9 protein-coding genes are annotated in these 17,025 nt (G+C 65.3%); all 9 read left to right on the top strand.

Going from position 1 to position 17,025, the window contains the following annotated elements; translation table 11 throughout:
- Nucleotides 1–186 precede the first annotated feature (186 nt).
- The 9 genes from rplK (at nucleotide 187) to alaS (ending at nucleotide 16,924) form a co-directional block, all read left to right on the top strand.
- The gene (gene rplK / locus M9945_RS22015; RefSeq protein ID WP_367931381.1) at nucleotides 187–615 is read left to right on the top strand and encodes a 50S ribosomal protein L11; all 429 of its coding nucleotides are present in this window, start codon (nucleotides 187–189) and stop codon (nucleotides 613–615) included.
- Between the two features lie 5 nt (nucleotides 616–620).
- Complete coding sequence (gene rplA / locus M9945_RS22010; protein ID WP_367931382.1) at nucleotides 621–1,322, top strand: 50S ribosomal protein L1; 702 nt, start codon at nucleotides 621–623, stop codon at nucleotides 1,320–1,322.
- A 351-nt stretch (nucleotides 1,323–1,673) separates the two neighbouring features.
- On the top strand, nucleotides 1,674–2,192 hold the full coding sequence (gene rplJ, locus M9945_RS22005; RefSeq protein ID WP_367931383.1) for a 50S ribosomal protein L10: 519 nt from the start codon (nucleotides 1,674–1,676) through the stop codon (nucleotides 2,190–2,192).
- A 66-nt stretch (nucleotides 2,193–2,258) separates the two neighbouring features.
- The gene (rplL, locus tag M9945_RS22000) at nucleotides 2,259–2,639 is read left to right on the top strand and encodes a 50S ribosomal protein L7/L12 (RefSeq protein ID WP_367931384.1); all 381 of its coding nucleotides are present in this window, start codon (nucleotides 2,259–2,261) and stop codon (nucleotides 2,637–2,639) included.
- Nucleotides 2,640–2,926: 287 nt separating this feature from the next.
- Nucleotides 2,927–7,063 carry a DNA-directed RNA polymerase subunit beta gene (gene rpoB / locus M9945_RS21995; protein ID WP_367946250.1) on the top strand — a complete coding sequence of 1,379 codons (4,137 nt, stop codon included), beginning with the start codon at nucleotides 2,927–2,929 and terminating at the stop codon, nucleotides 7,061–7,063.
- Between the two features lie 203 nt (nucleotides 7,064–7,266).
- Complete coding sequence (rpoC, locus tag M9945_RS21990; RefSeq protein ID WP_367946249.1) at nucleotides 7,267–11,469, top strand: DNA-directed RNA polymerase subunit beta'; 4,203 nt, start codon at nucleotides 7,267–7,269, stop codon at nucleotides 11,467–11,469.
- A gap of 271 nt (nucleotides 11,470–11,740) precedes the next feature.
- Complete coding sequence (locus M9945_RS21985; RefSeq protein WP_367946248.1) at nucleotides 11,741–12,733, top strand: helix-turn-helix transcriptional regulator; 993 nt, start codon at nucleotides 11,741–11,743, stop codon at nucleotides 12,731–12,733.
- Between the two features lie 188 nt (nucleotides 12,734–12,921).
- Nucleotides 12,922–14,019, top strand: coding sequence for a recombinase RecA (gene recA, locus M9945_RS21980; RefSeq protein WP_367931388.1), 1,098 nt, complete (start codon nucleotides 12,922–12,924; stop codon nucleotides 14,017–14,019).
- A 232-nt stretch (nucleotides 14,020–14,251) separates the two neighbouring features.
- The gene (alaS, locus tag M9945_RS21975; RefSeq protein WP_367946247.1) at nucleotides 14,252–16,924 is read left to right on the top strand and encodes an alanine--tRNA ligase; all 2,673 of its coding nucleotides are present in this window, start codon (nucleotides 14,252–14,254) and stop codon (nucleotides 16,922–16,924) included.
- Nucleotides 16,925–17,025: the final 101 nt, after the last annotated feature.

Raw genomic sequence — 17,025 nt, 5'->3', positions numbered from 1 at the left:
TCCAAGTTTCCCGCCTCGCCGTTCGGCCGGGCGGGAAGGGCGTGTGTGGCGGCTTGCCGTCCATCCGCGTCGAATGGTGGGAGGACAGGCGGCTCAGCCGGCCGCGACGATCCGCACCACCGACTGCAACCGCCGGCCGCTTCCCGCGAAGGGATGGCCGGCTAGAGACAAGAGGCAGAAGAGCAAATGGCTAAGAAGATTGCAGGCCAGCTCAAGCTCCAGGTGCCCGCGGGCTCGGCGACGCCGTCGCCCCCGATCGGCCCGGCGCTTGGTCAGCGCGGCATCAACATCATGGAATTCTGCAAGGCGTTCAACGCCGCCACGCAGGAAACGGAGAAGGGCCAGCCGACCCCGGTCGTCATCACCTACTATCAGGACAAGTCGTTCACCTTCGTCATGAAGACGCCGCCGGTGACCTACTTCCTGAAGAAGGCGGCCAACCTGAAGTCAGGCTCGAAGGAGCCAGGCAAGACGAAGGCCGGCACGATCCAGCGCGACAAGCTGCGCGAGATCGCCGAAGCGAAGATGAAGGACCTGAACGCCAACGACGTTGAGGCCGCCATCCGCATGGTTGAAGGCTCTGCCCGTTCGATGGGCCTGGAAGTGGTGGGCTGAAGACGATGGCCAAGAAGATCGCAAAGCGCGTTGCTAAGTCGCGCGAGGGGCTCGACCCCAACAAGCAGTACAGCCTCGCCGAGGCCATCGCCTTCCTGAAGGATCGCGCGTCGGCCAAGTTCGACGAGACGATCGAGGTCGCGATGAATCTCGGCGTCGATCCGCGCCACGCCGACCAGATGGTCCGCGGCGTCGTCAACCTGCCGAACGGCACCGGCCGCACCGTGCGCGTCGCCGTGTTCGCGCGCGGCGACAAGGCTGAGGAAGCCAAGGCCGCCGGTGCCGACATCGTCGGCGCGGAGGACCTGCTCGAGGTCGTGCAGAAGGGCGAGATCAACTTCGACCGCTGCATCGCCACGCCCGACCTGATGCCGCTGGTCGGCCGTCTGGGCAAGGTGCTCGGCCCGCGCGGCATGATGCCGAACCCGAAGGTCGGCACCGTGACCGCCGACGTCGCCGCCGCCGTCAAGGCTTCGAAGGGCGGCGCGGTCGAGTTCCGCGTCGAGAAGGCCGGCATCGTCCATGCCGGCGTCGGCAAGGTCTCGTTCGACGCCTCGGCGCTGGAAGAGAACGTGCGCGCCTTCACGGACGCCGTCATCAAGGCCAAGCCCTCGGGCGCCAAGGGCAACTACGTCAAGAAGGTGGCGATCACCTCGACCATGGGCCCCGGCCTCAAGGTCGACCTCGCCAGCGTCACGGCCGCCTGAGGCGCGTGATCCAAGAATTCCGGTTCCCGCCGTGGCGGGGGCCGGATGCCGAAAGCCGTGAGGCTTCCGGCAATCCTGTCCGAGATTGCAGGCGGCCTTCGGCCTTAATCCGTTCCGGGTCTGCATGAGACGGGTGCGAACCGACAATACGGATGCTCACGGGCATACGGCTTGGAAGTTCGAACCGTGTTGGCCTTTTGTCAGCGCGCTCAAGGGATGACGATCCCGACGGCGTGGCGGAAGGGGACAGGATCCTCGAGCGTCGTTCGGGCGATTCCCATGGAACTGTCCCGCGCGGCAAAAGGCAACCGATGGCCGTTCGCATGAGCGGCCGTCAACTGGAGATAGGCAGTGGATAGAGCGGAAAAGCGCGAATTCGTCACGGGCCTGAACGACGTGTTCAACAGCACGGGTTCGGTGGTCGTGGCCCACTATGCCGGTCTTACCGTCGCGAACATGAACGACCTTCGGTCGAAGATGCGCGCCGCCGGTGGCACCGTCAAGGTCGCGAAGAACCGCCTCGCCGTTATCGCTCTTCAGGGTACGGAATCCGAAGGCATGAAGGATCTGTTCAAAGGACAGACCCTGATCGCCTATGCGGAAGATCCGGTCGCGGCTCCCAAGGTCGCAGCCGATTTCGCCAAGGCGAATGACAAGCTCGTCATTCTCGGTGGCGCGATGGGCTCGACGGTGCTCGACGCGGACGGTGTGAAGGCGCTTGCCACCATGCCGTCGCTGGACGAGCTCAGGGCCAAGATCGTCGGCATGATCCAGACGCCGGCAACCCGGATCGCTGCGGTCGTCAACGCCCCGGCAGGAAATCTTGCCCGCGTTTTCGGCGCCTATGCCCGGAAGGACGAGGCGGCATGAGGTTGTTCCTCGGCTGACCTTACCAATCGACACAACACAGTTTGAACTTCTTGAAGGAATAGAAAAATGGCTGATCTTGCCAAGATCGTTGAAGACCTGTCGGCCCTGACCGTCCTCGAGGCGGCCGAGCTTTCGAAGCTGCTCGAAGAGAAGTGGGGCGTCTCCGCCGCCGCTCCGGTCGCCGTCGCCGCCGCTGGCGGTGGTGCCGCCGCCCCGGCCGAGGCCGCCGAGGAGAAGACCGAGTTCGACGTCATCCTGACCGATGCCGGCGCCCAGAAGATCAACGTGATCAAGGAAGTGCGCGCGATCACCGGCCTCGGCCTCAAGGAGGCCAAGGACCTGGTCGAAGGCGCGCCGAAGCCGGTCAAGGAGGCCGTTTCCAAGGCCGACGCCGAGAAGATCAAGGCCCAGCTCGAGGGAGCCGGCGCCAAGGTCGACCTGAAGTAAGACCCGCGGGTTTCGGCGGGCAGGCTCGTCCTGCCCGCCGGTCCCGGTCCGGGACGCGAGAATGACAGGAAACCTCTTTCCTGTGGGCCGGAAACCGGCCTTCAGGAAACGGGTTTTCAACCGTTTTGACCAGGCCGCGAAAGCGGCTCGCAGGTTTGAGGCCGCGAAAGCGGCTCGAAGGTTTAAATGGCCGCGAAAGCGGCCGGCAGAATTGAATTGACCGCGCGGCGCGGTCGGCAGATCCGGCGGCAGCCGGCACGAAGCCAGGAAGGCAGCAAGGAGCGACGATGGCCCAGACCCACACGTTCAATGGTCGCAGGCGCGTACGCAAATTCTTCGGAAAGATTCCGGAAGTTGCGGAGATGCCGAACCTGATCGAGGTTCAGAAGGCATCCTACGACCAGTTCCTCATGGTGGACGAGCCCAAGGGCGGCCGTCCCGACGAGGGGCTGCAGGCGGTGTTCAAGTCGGTGTTCCCGATCTCGGACTTTTCCGGGGCCTCGATGCTCGAATTCGTCAAGTACGAGTTCGAGGCGCCGAAGTTCGACGTCGACGAGTGTCGCCAGCGCGACCTGACCTATGCCGCGCCGCTCAAGGTGACGCTGCGCCTGATCGTGTTCGATATCGACGAGGACACCGGCTCCAAGTCGATCAAGGACATCAAGGAGCAGGACGTCTACATGGGCGACATGCCGCTCATGACGTCGAACGGCACCTTCATCATCAACGGCACCGAGCGCGTCATCGTCTCGCAGATGCACCGCTCGCCGGGCGTCTTCTTCGACCATGACAAGGGCAAGTCGCATTCGTCGGGCAAGCTGCTGTTCGCCGCGCGCGTCATTCCCTACCGCGGCTCGTGGCTCGACATCGAGTTCGACTCGAAGGACGTCGTCCACGCCCGCATCGACCGCCGCCGCAAGATCCCCGTCACCAGCCTGCTGATGGCGCTGGGCATGGACGGCGAGGAGATCCTCTCCACCTTCTACGACATGCTCACCTACGAGCGCGCCGGCGATCACTGGCGCATTCCCTACAATGCCGAGCGCTTCCGCGGCCTCAAGGCCGTCAACGACCTGATCGACGCCGACACCGGCGAGGTCGTGGTCGAGGCCGGCCGCAAGATCACCGCGCGCCAGGCCAAGCAGCTCGCCGAGAAGGGCCTGAAGGCGATCCGCGCCACCGAGGACGATCTCTACGGCTCTTACCTCGCTGAGGACATCGTCAACTACGCCACAGGCGAGATCTATCTCGAGGCCGGCGACGAGATCGACGAGAAGACGCTGAAGGTCCTGCTCGAGGCCGGCCAGGACGAGATCAAGATCCTCGACATCGACCACGTCAATGTCGGCGGCTACATCCGCAACACGCTCGCCGTGGACAAGAACGAGAGCCGCCAGGACGCGCTGTTCGACATCTACCGCGTCATGCGCCCGGGCGAGCCGCCCACGATGGACACGGCCGAGGCCATGTTCAACTCGCTGTTCTTCGACGCCGAGCGCTACGACCTGTCGGCCGTCGGCCGCGTCAAGATGAACATGCGTCTCGAGCTCGACGCCGAGGACACCGTGCGGACCCTTCGCAAGGAGGACATCATCGCCGTCGTCAAGACGCTGGTGGAGCTGCGCGACGGCAAGGGCGAGATCGACGACATCGACAATCTCGGCAACCGCCGCGTCCGTTCCGTCGGCGAGCTGATGGAGAACCAGTACCGCGTCGGCCTGCTTCGCATGGAGCGCGCGATCAAGGAGCGCATGTCCTCGATCGAGATCGACACGGTCATGCCGCAGGACCTGATCAACGCGAAGCCCGCGGCCGCGGCCGTGCGCGAGTTCTTCGGCTCCTCGCAGCTCTCGCAGTTCATGGACCAGACCAACCCGCTCTCCGAGATCACCCACAAGCGCCGCCTGTCGGCGCTCGGGCCGGGCGGCCTGACCCGTGAGCGCGCCGGCTTCGAGGTGCGCGACGTCCACGTCACGCATTACGGCCGCATCTGCCCGATCGAGACGCCGGAAGGCCCGAATATCGGCCTGATCAACTCGCTCGCGACCTTCGCCCGCGTCAACAAGTACGGCTTCATCGAAAGCCCGTACCGCAAGATCGTCGGCGGCAGGATCACCGACGAGGTGGTCTATCTGTCGGCGATGGAGGAGGCCAAGCACTACGTCGCGCAGGCCAATGCCGAGCTCGACGGGGAAGGGTGCTTCACCGAGGAATTCGTGATCTGCCGCCATGCCGGCGAGGTCATGATGACTCCGCGCGAGAATGTCGACCTGATGGACGTGTCGCCGAAGCAGATGGTCTCGGTCGCCGCGGCGCTGATCCCGTTCCTCGAGAACGACGACGCCAACCGCGCGCTGATGGGCTCGAACATGCAGCGTCAGGCCGTGCCGCTGGTGCGCGCCGAGGCGCCGTTCGTCGGCACCGGCATGGAGCCGATCGTCGCCCGCGACTCCGGCGCCGCCATCGGCGCCCGCCGCGGCGGCATCGTCGACCAGGTGGACGCGACCCGTATCGTCATCCGCGCGACCGAGGACCTCGATCCCGGCAAGTCGGGCGTCGACATCTACCGCCTCCAGAAGTTCCAGCGCTCGAACCAGAACACCTGCATCAACCAGCGCCCGCTCGTGCGGATGGGCGACCGGGTCAACAAGGGCGACATCATCGCCGATGGCCCCTCGACCGATCTCGGCGATCTGGCGCTCGGCCGCAACGTGCTCGTCGCGTTCATGCCGTGGAACGGCTACAACTACGAGGACTCGATCCTCCTGTCCGAGCGCATCGTCGCCGATGACATCTTCACCTCGATCCACATCGAGGAGTTCGAGGTCATGGCCCGCGACACCAAGCTCGGGCCGGAAGAGATCACGCGCGACATCCCGAACGTGTCGGAAGAGGCGCTGAAGAACCTCGACGAGGCCGGCATCGTCTATATCGGCGCCGAGGTCCAGCCGGGCGACATCCTCGTCGGCAAGATCACGCCGAAGGGCGAGAGCCCGATGACGCCGGAGGAGAAGCTGCTCCGCGCCATCTTCGGCGAGAAGGCGTCGGACGTGCGCGACACCTCCATGCGCATGCCGCCCGGGACCTTCGGCACCGTGGTCGAGGTGCGCGTCTTCAACCGCCACGGCGTCGAGAAGGACGAGCGCGCCATGGCCATCGAGCGCGAGGAGATCGAGCGCCTGGCCAAGGACCGCGACGACGAGCAGGCGATCCTCGACAGGAACGTCTATTCGCGCCTCGCCGACATGCTGAACGGCCGCACCGCCATCGCCGGCCCCAAGGGCTGGAAGAAGGGCGGGGCGCTGTCGCCGGAGTCGATCGCCGACTATCCGCGCTCGCAATGGTGGCAGTTCGCCGTCGAGGACGAACAGGCCCAGAGCGAGCTCGAGGCCCTGCGCGGCCAGTACGACGAGTCCAAGAAGGCGCTCGAGCAACGCTTCATGGACAAGGTCGAGAAGGTGCAGCGCGGCGACGAGATGCCCCCCGGCGTCATGAAGATGGTCAAGGTCTTCGTCGCGGTGAAGCGCAAGATGCAGCCCGGCGACAAGATGGCTGGCCGCCACGGCAACAAGGGCGTGGTCAGCCGCATCATGCCGGCCGAGGACATGCCGTTCCTCGAGGACGGGACGCATGTCGACATCGTGCTGAACCCGCTCGGCGTGCCGAGCCGCATGAATGTCGGCCAGATCCTCGAGACGCATCTCGGCTGGGCATGCTCCGGCATGGGCAGGAAGATCGGCGAGCTGATCGAGGCCTACAAGGAAGGCGGAGACATCAAGCCGCTTCGGCAGACCATCGAGGCGATCATCCCTGAGAACGATCGCAACGAGCCGGTGCGCGACTATGACGACGAGTCGGTGATCCGTCTCGGCGAGCAGATGAAGCGCGGCGTCTCGATCGCGACGCCGGTCTTCGACGGCGCGCGCGAGAGCGACATCGACGCCATGCTCCAGCAGGCGGGAATGGCCACCAGCGGCCAGTCCACGCTCTATGACGGGCGCACGGGCGAGGCGTTCGACCGCCAGGTGACCGTCGGCTACATCTACATGCTCAAGCTGCACCACCTTGTGGACGACAAGATCCACGCGCGCTCGATCGGCCCGTACTCGCTCGTCACCCAGCAGCCGCTGGGCGGCAAGGCGCAGTTCGGCGGCCAGCGCTTCGGCGAGATGGAGGTCTGGGCGCTCGAAGCCTACGGCGCCGCCTACACGCTGCAGGAAATGCTGACCGTGAAGTCGGACGACGTGGCCGGCCGCACCAAGGTCTACGAGGCGATCGTGCGCGGCGACGACACGTTCGAGGCGGGCATTCCGGAGAGCTTCAACGTTCTCGTCAAGGAAATGCGCTCGCTCGGCCTCAACGTCGAGCTGGAGAACTCCAAGGTCGACGAGCAGCCGGCGCGTCTGCCGGACGCGGCGGAGTAATTGTCGCAATGGCATCGCGGGGCCTTTTACCCCGCGGTGCCGCGAGTTTTCCAGCGGCCGATTGGATGGGTCGCCGGACCTGAAGTGCAGCAGGGTTCGCGTGATGCTCGCACGGGTCGAGGCCCGCAAGCGGATCACGTCCAGGGTCGCAGGGCCCGCAAATTCGAAAGAGGGACGCATCCCGTCCCGAACAGGAGATAGGCATGAACCAAGAGGTCATGAACCTTTTCAACCCGCAGGTGCCTGCGCAGACGTTCGACTCCATCCGTATCTCGATCGCGTCGCCGGAAAAGATCCTGTCGTGGTCGTACGGCGAGATCAAGAAGCCGGAAACCATCAACTACCGCACGTTCAAGCCGGAACGCGACGGTCTCTTCTGCGCGCGCATCTTCGGGCCGATCAAGGATTACGAGTGCCTGTGCGGCAAGTACAAGCGCATGAAGTACAAGGGCATCATCTGCGAAAAGTGCGGCGTCGAAGTCACGCTGTCGCGCGTTCGCCGCGAGCGCATGGGCCATATTGAGCTCGCTGCGCCCGTTGCCCACATCTGGTTCCTGAAGTCGCTGCCGTCGCGCATCGCGACGCTCCTCGACATGACGCTGAAGGATGTCGAGCGCGTTCTCTATTTCGAGAACTACATCGTGACGGAGCCGGGCCTCACCGCGCTCAAGGAAAACCAGCTTCTTTCCGAAGAAGAATACATGATCGCCGTCGATGAATATGGTGAAGACCAGTTCACGGCGATGATCGGCGCCGAGGCCATCTACGAGATGCTCGCCTCGATGAACCTCGAAAAGATCGCCGGCGATCTGCGTCAGGATCTGGCCGACACCACGTCGGACCTGAAGCAGAAGAAGCTGATGAAGCGCCTGAAGATCGTCGAGAACTTCATGGAATCCGGCAACCGCCCGGAATGGATGATCATGAAGGTCGTTCCGGTGATCCCGCCGGACCTGCGCCCGCTCGTCCCGCTGGACGGCGGTCGTTTCGCGACGTCGGACCTCAACGATCTCTACCGCCGCGTCATCAACCGCAACAACCGTCTGAAGCGCCTCATCGAGCTGCGTGCACCGGGCATCATCATCCGTAACGAGAAGCGCATGCTTCAGGAATCGGTTGACGCCCTGTTCGACAACGGCCGCCGCGGCCGCGTCATCACCGGCGCCAACAAGCGTCCGCTGAAGTCGCTGTCCGACATGCTCAAGGGCAAGCAGGGCCGCTTCCGCCAGAACCTGCTCGGCAAGCGCGTCGACTATTCCGGCCGTTCGGTCATCGTGACGGGCCCGGAACTCAAGCTGCACCAGTGCGGCCTGCCGAAGAAGATGGCGCTCGAACTGTTCAAGCCGTTTATCTACGCCCGCCTCGACGCCAAGGGTTTCTCCTCGACCGTCAAGCAGGCCAAGAAGCTGGTTGAAAAGGAAAAGCCCGAGGTCTGGGATATCCTCGACGAGGTCATCCGCGAACATCCGGTTCTCCTGAACCGCGCACCGACGCTGCACCGCCTGGGCATCCAGGCCTTCGAACCGATCCTGGTCGAAGGCAAGGCCATCCAGCTGCACCCGCTCGTCTGCACGGCCTTCAACGCCGACTTCGACGGCGACCAGATGGCCGTTCACGTTCCGCTTTCGCTGGAAGCCCAGCTGGAAGCACGCGTGCTGATGATGTCGACGAACAACATCCTGCATCCGGCGAACGGCGCACCGATCATCGTTCCGTCGCAGGACATGGTTCTCGGCCTCTACTATCTGGCGATCATGAACCAGAACGAGCCGGGCGAAGGCATGGCCTTCTCCGACATGGGCGAACTGCACCATGCGCTCGAGAACAAGGTCGTCACCCTGCACGCCAAGATCCGTGGCCGCTTCAAGACCATGGATGCCGACGGCAAGCTGGTCTCGAAGATCTATGAGACGACGCCCGGCCGCATGATCATCGGCGAACTTCTTCCGAAGAACGTCAACGTGCCGTTCGAGACCTGCAACCAGGAAATGACCAAGAAGAACATCTCCAAGATGATCGACACGGTCTACCGTCACTGCGGTCAGAAGGACACGGTCATCTTCTGCGACCGCATCATGCAGCTCGGCTTTGCCCATGCCTGCCGCGCCGGCATTTCGTTCGGCAAGGACGACATGATCATTCCGGAAACCAAGGCGAAGATCGTCGGTGATACCGAAAACCTCGTCAAGGAATACGAGCAGCAGTACAATGACGGCCTGATCACCCAGGGCGAAAAGTACAACAAGGTCGTCGATGCCTGGGGCAAGGCCACCGAAAAGGTTGCCGAGGACATGATGGCCCGAATCAAGGCCGTCGAGTTCGACCCGGAAACCGGTCGCCAGAAGCCGATGAACGCGATCTACATGATGTCCCACTCGGGCGCCCGTGGTTCTCCGAACCAGATGCGCCAGCTGGGCGGCATGCGCGGCCTCATGGCCAAGCCGTCGGGCGAGATCATCGAAACGCCGATCATCTCGAACTTCAAGGAAGGCCTGACCGTGAACGAGTACTTCAACTCGACGCACGGCGCCCGCAAGGGTCTGGCAGACACCGCACTGAAGACCGCGAACTCCGGTTACCTGACCCGTCGTCTCGTCGACGTCGCGCAGGACTGCATCGTCACGCATGTCGATTGCGGCACCGAAACCGGCCTCACCATGACCGCCATCGTCGATGCCGGTCAGGTCGTGGCGTCGATCGGCACCCGCGTGCTCGGCCGTACCGCGCTCGACGATATCGACCATCCGGTCACCGGCGCGCGCATTGTCGATGCCGGCAAGATGATCCTCGAGCCCGACGTCGTCGAGATCGAGAAGGCCGGTATCCAGTCGATCCGCATCCGCTCGGCACTGACCTGCGAAATCCAGACCGGGGTCTGCGGCGTCTGCTACGGTCGCGACCTTGCACGCGGCACGCCCGTCAACATGGGCGAAGCCGTGGGCGTCATCGCGGCACAGTCGATCGGCGAGCCGGGCACCCAGCTCACCATGCGTACCTTCCACCTTGGCGGCACGGCGACCGTGGTCGACCAGTCGTTCCTGGAAGCATCGTATGAAGGCACGGTGCAGATGAAGAACCGCAACATGCTGCGCAACTCCGACGGTAACCTCGTCGCGATGGGCCGCAACATGGCGGTCACCATTCTCGACGAGCGCGGCGTGGAACGGTCCTCGCAGCGCGTCGCCTACGGTTCGAAGATCTTCGTCGATGATGGCGACAAGGTGAAGCGCGGCCAGCGTCTCGCCGAGTGGGACCCCTACACCCGTCCGATCCTCACCGAGGTCGGCGGCAAGGTGGCGTTCGAGGATCTGGTCGACGGCATCTCGGTGCAGGAGACGACCGACGAATCGACCGGCATCACCAAGCGCGAGGTCATCGACTGGCGCTCGACCCCGCGCGGGTCGGACCTGAAGCCGGCGATCACCGTCCTCGACGACAAGGGCAAGCCCTTCAAGCTCGCCAAGGGCAGCGACGCGCGCTTCATGCTCTCGGTCGACGCGATCCTCTCGGTCGAGCCGGGCCAGAAGGTCTCCCAGGGTGACGTTCTTGCCCGCTCGCCGCTGGAAAGCGCCAAGACCAAGGACATCACCGGTGGTCTGCCGCGCGTTGCCGAACTGTTCGAAGCCCGCCGTCCGAAGGACCACGCCGTCATCGCAGAGATCGATGGCACGGTTCGCTTTGGCCGCGACTACAAGAACAAGCGTCGCGTGATGATCGAGCCGGCGGAAGACGGTGTCGAGCCGGTCGAGTACCTGATCCCGAAGGGCAAGCCCTTCCACCTTCAGGACGGCGACTACATCGAAAAGGGTGACTACATCCTCGACGGCAACCCGGCGCCGCACGACATCCTGGCGATCAAGGGCGTGGAAGCACTCGCTTCCTACCTCGTGAACGAAATCCAGGAAGTCTACCGACTGCAGGGCGTTGTGATCAACGACAAGCACATCGAGGTGATCGTTCGCCAGATGCTGCAGAAGGTCGAGATCACGGATGCCGGCGACTCGACCTACATCGTCGGCGACAATGTCGACCGTATCGAGCTGGAAGACGTCAACGACAGCCTGATCGAGGAAGGCAAGAAGCCGGCATACGGCGATCCGGTCCTCCTCGGCATCACCAAGGCATCGCTGCAGACCCCGTCGTTCATCTCGGCCGCGTCCTTCCAGGAGACCACCAAGGTTCTCACGGAGGCTGCGATCGCCGGCAAGACTGACGGCCTGCAGGGTCTCAAGGAAAACGTCATCGTCGGCCGCCTCATCCCGGCCGGCACGGGCGGCACCATGACCCAGATCCGCCGCATCGCGACGGCCCGCGACGAGATGATCCTCGACGAGCGCCGCAAGTCGACCGGCGCGGAGATGGCCGCGCCCGTGCTCGCCGACATGACGGCCGACCCCGCCGAATAGGCGCGGGCCGCAAACCGAACGGGAAAGGCCGCCGGCTGGTCGCCGGCGGCCTTTCGCTTTTCCGCTGGCCGCGACGAGCCCTCATCTGCTAGCCTCGAAGCGGATAGCAGAGGGGGAGCGTGTCATTCTGGGACGGAATGCGGCGAACGCGGCCTACGATATCCGCCATCTTCTCGACGAGATCGGATGGGGGCGCAGTTCCTGGGACGAGGTCTGCCTTCGTCTTCACGAGGCACTGCCGGGATCGGCCCCGATCATCATCAATGTCGACATGACCCGTCACGCCGCGGTGAACGCCGCTTTCGGGGAGGGGATAGACCCGTCCCACGCCGCCTCCTACATCGACTATTACGCCGCCATCAATCCATGGATGGCCTATTGGGAGACCGTCCCCGCCGGGCGGATCAGCCTCTCGGAACGGGACTGCCCGTCCTCCTCGTTCCGCGACAGCGAATTCTACGCCGACTGGCTGGACGAGCAGGAGCACCTGAAGGCGGCCTGCGGCCTGCGCCTCGATGTCGACCGCAAAAACACCATCCTCGTCGGCTGGCACTACGCGCTCGATCAGGCCCACTACGCCGACCGCTTCACCGAGGACATCCTGCGGCGCATAAAGGACGGCCTTGCCGGCGCCGTGCGCAACGCGGCGCTGCTGCGCCACGGGCTGGAGCGCAGCAAGCGCCTCGGCCCTCTCATCGAGCGGATCGATGCTCCGGCCCTGCTCGTCGACGCCGGGCGGCGCATCGGCGAGGCGAACTCCGCCGCCGCGATCGCCATGGTCCGCGGCGATCTCATCACCGGCCTCGGCGACGTCCTCGCCCTGCGCGACCCGGCGGCGCAGCGCTGGCTGGAGGAAACCGTCGCCCGCCTGCTTTCCGGCTCGCACAAATCGTACGACAGGGCGACCTTCGCCCCGGGCGGGCACGTCGTGCGCATCAGCGTTACCCGCGCGCCCGAATTCGGCGGACCCAGCCTTCCTCTCCTGGTGCGCCCGCGCCCGCAGGCGCTCGTCGTGATCGAGCCTCTGGTCGGTCCCGCGCTTCGCCTCGACCCCGGCAGCCTCAAGCTCGCATTCGGCCTCAGCGCCGCCGAGACCCGCCTGTGCGAGATCCTCGCCAACGGGCGATCGCTGGCGGAAGCGGCCGAGATCCTGCGCCTTTCGGAGGGAACGGTGCGCCAGCGCGCCAAGATCGTATTCCAGAAGACCGGCACCCACCGGCAGGGCCAGCTGATCGCGCTCGTCTCGCGACTCGCCGCGGATTAGCCGCGTTTCCTCCTGCGTGCTTTCGGCGCTTCAGGCGTGAAAAGCCGCAATACAAAAAGAGAACAAAATGATATTGTAAAGATATATCAGTAGGTTAGCTCTCTTGCAAAAACAGAACAAAAAAGGTACAAAAAAGACAGGGACACCGGAAAGACCCGGCTTCGCTGACGATCAAGGGGTAAGCTATCATGTCACAGAATACGTTGCGGCTTGTTGAGGGCAGTTCGGTGGACAAATCAAAGGCTCTGGATGCGGCGCTGGCCCAGATCGAGCGCTCTTTCGGCAAGGGCTCGATCATGCGGCTGGGCGCCAACGAGCAGGTCGTCGAGATCGAGACGGTTTCGACCGGCTCTCTCGGCCTCGACATCGCGCTGGGCGTCGGCGGTCTCCCCAAGGGGCGCATCGTCGAGATTTACGGCCCCGAGAGCTCCGGCAAGACGACGCTCGCCCTGCACACCGTGGCCGAGGCGCAGAAGAAGGGCGGCATCTGCGCCTTCGTCGATGCCGAGCACGCGCTCGACCCCGTCTATGCCCGCAAGCTCGGCGTCGATCTGGAGAACCTCCTGATCTCGCAGCCCGACACCGGCGAGCAGGCGCTGGAGATCTGCGACACGCTGGTCCGCTCCGGCGCGATCGACGTCCTCGTCGTCGACTCCGTGGCGGCGCTGACCCCGCGCGCCGAGATCGAGGGCGAGATGGGTGACTCGCTGCCCGGCCTTCAGGCCCGGCTGATGAGCCAGGCGCTGCGCAAGCTTACCGCCTCGATCTCGCGCTCGAACTGCATGGTCATCTTCATCAACCAGATCCGCATGAAGATCGGCGTCATGTTCGGCTCGCCCGAGACCACCACCGGCGGCAACGCGCTGAAGTTCTACGCCTCGGTCCGGCTCGACATCCGCCGCATCGGCGCGGTCAAGGACCGCGACGAGGTCGTCGGCAACCAGACCCGCGTCAAGGTGGTCAAGAACAAGCTCGCGCCGCCCTTCAAGCAGGTCGAGTTCGACATCATGTATGGCGAGGGCGTCTCGAAGACCGGCGAGCTGGTCGATCTCGGCGTCAAGGCCGGCGTGGTCGAGAAGTCGGGCGCGTGGTTCTCCTACAATTCCCAGCGCCTCGGGCAGGGGCGCGAGAACGCCAAGCAGTTCCTGCGCGACAATCCCGACACCGCGGCCGAGATCGAGCTGGCGCTGCGCCAGAATGCCGGCCTGATCGCCGACCGCTTCCTCGAGAACGGCGGCCCCGGCGATCAGGACGGGTCCGACATCGACGAGGCGTCCGGCATGTAGGCCTGCCGGCGCCTGCGACCCTTTCCTTGATCGGGACGGCCCTCGGCCGGGCGCGATCGCCGTGAGCCGGCTGCCCGCCCGATCGCGGCAATCGCGTCCTTCCGCCGAAAGTGGAAAGCCGCACGCTTTCGCGCGCCACCTTTCTGGACAGCCGCATGGCTCGACGCTAAAAGCCGTGCTGGATTTCCCTGTCTTGCGGAGCCTTGCGGCTCCTTCTCAAAAGGCTTTTGGCATGAGTGGCGTCAACGAGATACGGTCGGCTTTCCTCGACTACTTTGCCCGGAGCGGGCACGAGATCGTTGCCTCCAGCCCGCTGGTGCCGCGCAACGACCCGACCCTGATGTTCACCAATGCCGGCATGGTGCAGTTCAAGAACGTCTTCACCGGGCTCGAGCAGCGCCCCTACAGCCGGGCCGTGACCGCGCAGAAATGCGTCCGCGCCGGCGGCAAGCACAACGACCTCGACAATGTCGGCTACACCGCGCGCCATCACACCTTCTTCGAGATGCTCGGCAACTTCTCGTTCGGCGACTATTTCAAGGACCGCGCCATCGAGCTCGCCTGGAACCTGATCACCAAGGAGTTCGGGCTGGCGAAGGACCGCCTCCTCGTCACCGTCTACCACACCGACGACGAGGCCGCCGGCTACTGGAAGTCGATCGCCGGCCTGCCCGACGAGCGCATCATCCGCATCCCGACCAGCGACAATTTCTGGGCGATGGGCGATACCGGCCCGTGCGGCCCTTGCTCCGAGATCTTCTACGACCACGGCGAAGGCATCGCCGGCGGCCCTCCCGGCAGCCCGGACGAGGACGGCGACCGCTTCATCGAGATCTGGAACCTCGTCTTCATGCAGTACGAGCAGCTGACGAAGGAGGAGCGCGTCGACCTGCCGCGCCCCTCCATCGACACCGGCATGGGGCTGGAGCGCATCGCCGCCGTCCTCCAGGGCGAGCACGACAATTACGACATCGACCTGTTCAAGGCTCTGATCCGCGCCTCGGTGGAGGCGACCGGCGTTCCCGCCGAGGGCAAGAACCGGGCGAGCCACCGCGTCATCGCCGACCATCTGCGCGCCTCCTCGTTCCTGATCGCCGACGGCGTCCTGCCGTCGAACGAGGGCAGGGGCTATGTCCTGCGCCGCATCATGCGCCGCGCCATGCGCCATGCCCAGTTGCTCGGCGCGGCCGAGCCGCTGATGTGGCGCCTGGTTCCCGCGCTGGTGCGCGAGATGGGCCGGGCCTATCCGGAGCTGGTGCGCGGCGAGGCGCTGATCACCGAGACGCTGAAGCTCGAGGAGACCCGTTTCCGCAAGACGCTCGCCCGCGGCCTCGGCCTGCTTTCCGACGCGACGGAAGGCATGGGCGAGGGCGCCCGCCTCGACGGCGAGACCGCCTTCAAGCTCTACGACACCTACGGCTTCCCGCTCGACCTGACGCAGGATGCGCTGCGCCAGCGCAGCATCTCGGTCGACATCGCCGGCTTCACCGACGCCATGGAGCGGCAGAAGGCCGAGGCCCGCGCCAGCTGGGCCGGCTCCGGCGAGGCGGCCACGGAAACCGTCTGGTACGAATTGCGCGACCGGCTCGGCGCCACCGAGTTCCTCGGCTACGCGACGGAAAAGGCGGAAGGCGTGATCACGGCAATGGTGCGCGACGGCAAGCCCGTCGATACGGCCGCCGAAGGGTCCGAGGTCGCGGTTGTGGTCAACCAGACGCCGTTCTACGGCGAATCGGGCGGCCAGGTCGGCGACACCGGCACGATCCGCGGCGACGGCTTCGAGATCGTGGTCACCGACACGCAGAAGAAGGCCGACGGGCTGTTCGTCCATCTCGGTAAGGTCGTTTACGGCGAGGCCGGGCTTCGCGCCGAGGTCGAGCTCGAGGTAGACCACCAGCGCCGCGGCAAGGTGCGCGCCAACCATTCGGCGACGCATCTTCTCCACGAGGCGCTGCGCGAGACACTTGGAACCCATGTCGCCCAGAAGGGCTCGCTGGTTGCGCCCGACCGGCTGCGGTTCGACTTCTCGCATCCCAAGCCTGTCTCGGCCGAGGAACTGGAGGCGATCGAGGACATCGCCAACGCGGTCGTCCTGCAGAACGCGCCGGTGACCACGCGGCTGATGGCGGTGGATGACGCGATTGCCGAGGGTGCGATGGCGCTGTTCGGTGAGAAATACGGTGACGAGGTCCGCGTCGTTTCGATGGGCACTGCGCAGTCGGGCCCGAAGGCGAACCGCGCCTATTCGGTCGAGCTGTGCGGCGGCACCCATGTCTCGGCGACCGGCGACATCGGGCTGATCCGCGTCGTCGGCGAAAGCGCGGTCGCCTCTGGCGTGCGCCGCCTCGAGGCGCTGACGGGCGAGGCGGCCCGGCACTATCTGGACGAACAGGAAAAGCGGCTGAAGCAGGTCGCGTCCGCGCTGAAGGTGTCGCCCGCCGAAGCCGCGGGCCGGCTCGAGGCGCTGCTCGACGAGCGGCGGCGGCTCGAACGTGAGCTCGCCGAAGCACGCAAGAAGCTGGCGCTCGGCGGCGGTGAGGGGGCCGGCGCTGCCGGGGGCGGCGAGGCCGAGACGGTCGCCGGTGTCGGCTTCATCGGGAAAAGCGTGTCGGGCGTCCAGCCCAAGGATCTGAAGCCGCTCGCCGATGCCGGCAAGCAGTCTGTCGGCTCGGGCGTGGTCGTCTTCATCGGTTCGGGCGACGACGGCAAGGCGAGCGTGGTCGTCGGCGTGACCGAGGATCTGACGGGCCGCTTCTCGGCCGTCGATCTGGTGCGGGTCGCGTCCGCGGCGCTCGGCGGCAAGGGCGGCGGCGGCCGTCCCGACATGGCCCAGGCGGGTGGTCCCGACGGCGCGAAAGCCGACGAGGCGATCCGCGCCGTGCGCGAGGCCATGGAAGCGGCCTGACGGCCGGTATGCGTCCTAGCGGGATCTGGCGACGAGGCGTTCCAGCGTCTTCGGCGCGGTAAGCTCCTTCGCCGCGTCGCGGCCGATCCACCGTTTCGCCC

Source organism: Aquamicrobium sp. (assembly GCF_023954335.1).
GTDB lineage: Bacteria > Pseudomonadota > Alphaproteobacteria > Rhizobiales > Rhizobiaceae > Aerobium.
Note: the sequence above shows the minus strand (reverse complement) of the source record. Positions and strands in the feature narration are given on the sequence as shown.

Excerpts from the sequence above, each read along its gene's own strand:
- rplK (WP_367931381.1), top strand. The coding sequence starts at position 187 with ATGGCTAAGAAGATTGCAGGCCAGCTCAAGCTCCAGGTGCCCGCGGGC.
- rpoC (WP_367946249.1), top strand. The coding sequence starts at position 7,267 with ATGAACCAAGAGGTCATGAACCTTTTCAACCCGCAGGTGCCTGCGCAG.
- rpoB (WP_367946250.1), top strand. The coding sequence starts at position 2,927 with ATGGCCCAGACCCACACGTTCAATGGTCGCAGGCGCGTACGCAAATTC.
- alaS (WP_367946247.1), top strand. The coding sequence starts at position 14,252 with ATGAGTGGCGTCAACGAGATACGGTCGGCTTTCCTCGACTACTTTGCC.
- M9945_RS21985 (WP_367946248.1), top strand. The coding sequence starts at position 11,741 with ATGACCCGTCACGCCGCGGTGAACGCCGCTTTCGGGGAGGGGATAGAC.
- rplA (WP_367931382.1), top strand. The coding sequence starts at position 621 with ATGGCCAAGAAGATCGCAAAGCGCGTTGCTAAGTCGCGCGAGGGGCTC.
- recA (WP_367931388.1), top strand. The coding sequence starts at position 12,922 with ATGTCACAGAATACGTTGCGGCTTGTTGAGGGCAGTTCGGTGGACAAA.
- rplL (WP_367931384.1), top strand. The coding sequence starts at position 2,259 with ATGGCTGATCTTGCCAAGATCGTTGAAGACCTGTCGGCCCTGACCGTC.